General features: G+C 58.8%; 3 protein-coding genes. All 3 read right to left on the minus strand.

From position 1 onward, the window contains the following. Positions 1-852, minus strand: an 852-nt coding sequence (gene folD, locus ACR0LY_RS19970) for a bifunctional methylenetetrahydrofolate dehydrogenase/methenyltetrahydrofolate cyclohydrolase FolD (protein WP_480567675.1), incomplete at its 3' end; no start/stop codon positions are given. Positions 853-905: 53 nt separating this feature from the next. Further along, entirely contained in the window at positions 906-1,211 is a 306-nt protein-coding gene (locus ACR0LY_RS19975) for a chorismate mutase (RefSeq protein WP_170352146.1), read from the minus strand. A 57-nt stretch (positions 1,212-1,268) separates the two neighbouring features. Further along, a complete protein-coding gene (locus tag ACR0LY_RS19980) occupies positions 1,269-2,945 on the minus strand; it encodes a formate--tetrahydrofolate ligase (protein WP_170352147.1) in 1,677 nt (558 codons plus the stop codon). Positions 2,946-2,949: the final 4 nt, after the last annotated feature.

Here is a 2,949-nt window from a genome sequence, read left to right on the forward strand (position 1 = left end):
GCGGCAGCAGGCGGTCAGTGTGTTGGCCAGCAGGCAGGCGATGGTCATCGGTCCGACGCCACCGGGCACGGGTGTGATCGCTCCGGCGCGTTCGGCCGCGCTGTCATAGTCGACGTCACCAACCAGCTTGTTCTTGCCGTCCCGTTCAATTCGGTTGATGCCTACATCGATGACCGTGGCACCTTCCTTGATCCAATCGCCCGGGATCATCTCGGGGCGGCCAACGGCAGCGACAACGATGTCTGCGCGGCGCACAACATCAGGCAGGTCCTTGGTGCGACTGTGTGCGATGGTCACGGTGCAGCTGTCACCCAGCAACAACTGCGCCATCGGCTTACCCACGATATTCGATCGGCCCACAACAACCGCATCCATACCCGAGAGCGAGCCATGGTAGTCGCGCAGCATCATCAAACACCCCAGCGGCGTGCAAGGCACCATCGACTTCTGCCCGGTACCCAGCAGTCCCACGTTCGAGATGTGGAAACCATCAACGTCCTTGGCCGGGTCAATCGAGTTGATCACCAGATCTTCGTTCAGATGTTTGGGCAGGGGCAACTGCACCAGAATACCATGCACGGCTGGGTCGTTGTTCAGCTTGTCGATCAACGCCAGCAGATCTTCTTCGGACGTGTCGATGTCCAGCTTGTGCTCGTACGAGTTCATGCCGACCTCGACGGTCATCTTTCCCTTGGACCGCACATAAACCTGGCTGGCCGGGTCTTCGCCTACCAGAACCACGGCCAGGCCGGGGGTGATGCCGTTTTCTTCTTTCAGCTTTGCGACCTGGTCGGCCACCTGGCCGCGTACTTTTGCGGCAAAGGCCTTACCGTCGATAACCTGCGCTACCATCCTTTGATCCCTTCTTTTCAAAAACGGATCGGGCGCACAAAGCGCCCGGTTCTTCATTCGGGGCCGAGCACGCGTTCTTCGCGGGCAATCGACCAGTCAATCAAGATGCGCCAAAGCTTCTCGGCAAGATCGGGGTCCATGCCCAACTCGTCGGAACTTGTGCGCACGCGCTGCACCACATCTTCGACACGATCCGGGATGCGGGCGGGTAGCCCCTCGCCGGGTTTCAACTGAGACGCACGATCTATGTAAGTTGCGCGCGCCACCAACATTTCAATCAATTGGCGATCCAGCTTGTCGATCTGAACCCGCAATTCCCGCATCGAATGACAGTCCTGCGGCGGTATCAGAGTGGGCATTTCAATCTCCTGCGGTCCGGGGATACCCCCGGACCACGAGATGTATCATTCGAGCGCTTAGAACAAGCCCTCGATCTCACCTGCGTCATTGAGGCAGATGGATTCCGCAGCCGGTTTGCGTGGCAGGCCGGGCATGGTCATGATCTCGCCGCAGACAACCACGATGAAGCCGGCACCTGCCGACAGGCGAACCTCACGCACCGGAACCGAGTGGCCGGTGGGCGCGCCGCGCAGTGTCGGGTCGGTCGAGAAGCTGTATTGCGTCTTGGCCATGCAGACCGGCAGATTGCCGTATCCGGCCTCTTCCCATTCGCGCAACTGGTTGCGAATCTTGTTGTCGGCCAGAACCTCGTCAGCGCGGTAGATGCGCTTGGCGATGGTTTCGATCTTTTCGAACAACGGCATTTCGTCGGGGTAGATCGGTGCAAAGTTCGCAGCACCATTTTCGACGATTTCCACAACTTTCTCAGCCAGAGGCGCAGAACCGTCTGAACCGAGCTCCCAGTGACGCGACAGAACTGCTTCGACACCATGTTCGGCGCAGTAATCCTTGACGGCCTGCACTTCGTCATCGGTGTCGGTGACAAAGTGGTTGATGGCGACAACAACGGGCACGCCGAAGGATTTCACGTTCTCGATGTGACGGCCCAGGTTGGCACAGCCCGACTGAACCGCGTCGACGTTTTCGGCACCCAGATCGGCTTTGGCAACACCGCCGTTCATCTTCATCGCGCGCACGGTGGCGACCAGAACAACTGCCGACGGCGCGATGCCCGCCTTGCGGCACTTGATGTTCATGAATTTTTCGGCACCCAAGTCAGCACCAAAACCCGCTTCGGTGACAACATAATCGGCCACTTTCAGAGCGGTTTTGGTCGCGATGACCGAGTTACAGCCGTGTGCGATGTTCGCGAAAGGACCACCATGGACAAAGGCCGGGTTGTTTTCCAGCGTTTGCACCAGATTCGGCTGCATCGCGTCTTTCAGCAGAACGGTCATTGCGCCTTCGGCCTTGATGTCGCGGCAGTAAACCGGGGTCTTATCACGGCGATAGGCGACAATGATGTCACCCAGACGCTTTTCCAGGTCTTTTAGGTCGGTGGCCAGGCAGAGGATCGCCATGACCTCGGACGCCACGGTGATGTCAAAGCCGGTTTCACGCGGGAAACCGTTCGACACACCACCCAAGCTGGCGGTGATCTGACGCAGCGCACGGTCGTTCATGTCAACCACACGACGCCACGCAACGCGACGAATGTCGATCTCGCACTCATTGCCCCAGTAGATGTGGTTGTCAATCATCGCCGACAGCAGCGAGTGGGCCGAGGTGATGGCGTGGAAGTCACCTGTGAAGTGCAGGTTCATTTCCTCCATCGGAACAACCTGCGCGTAACCGCCACCCGCAGCACCACCCTTCATCCCGAAGTTCGGGCCAAGCGAGGCTTCGCGGATACAGATCATCGCGTTTTTGCCGATGCGGTTCAGGCCATCGCCCAGACCGACGGTGGTGGTGGTCTTACCCTCACCCGCAGGGGTCGGGTTGATCGCGGTCACCAGAATCAGTTTGCCGTCTTCACGACCTTGAACCGAGTTGATGAAGTCCTGGCTGACCTTCGCCTTGTCGTGGCCGTAAGGCAGCAGATCGTCACTGGAGATGCCAATTTTCGCACCGATTTCCTGAATCGGCTTCTTGTTCGCCTCACGGGCGATTTCGATGTCGGATTTGTAGCTCATTGGG

Source organism: Ruegeria sp. BC5 (assembly GCF_056539205.1).

What these genes read in the sequence shown, in the direction of transcription:
- ACR0LY_RS19980 (WP_170352147.1), bottom strand. Translation starts at nt 2,945, where the DNA reads ATGAGCTACAAATCCGACATCGAAATCGCCCGTGAGGCGAACAAGAAG.
- ACR0LY_RS19975 (WP_170352146.1), bottom strand. Translation starts at nt 1,211, where the DNA reads ATGCCCACTCTGATACCGCCGCAGGACTGTCATTCGATGCGGGAATTG.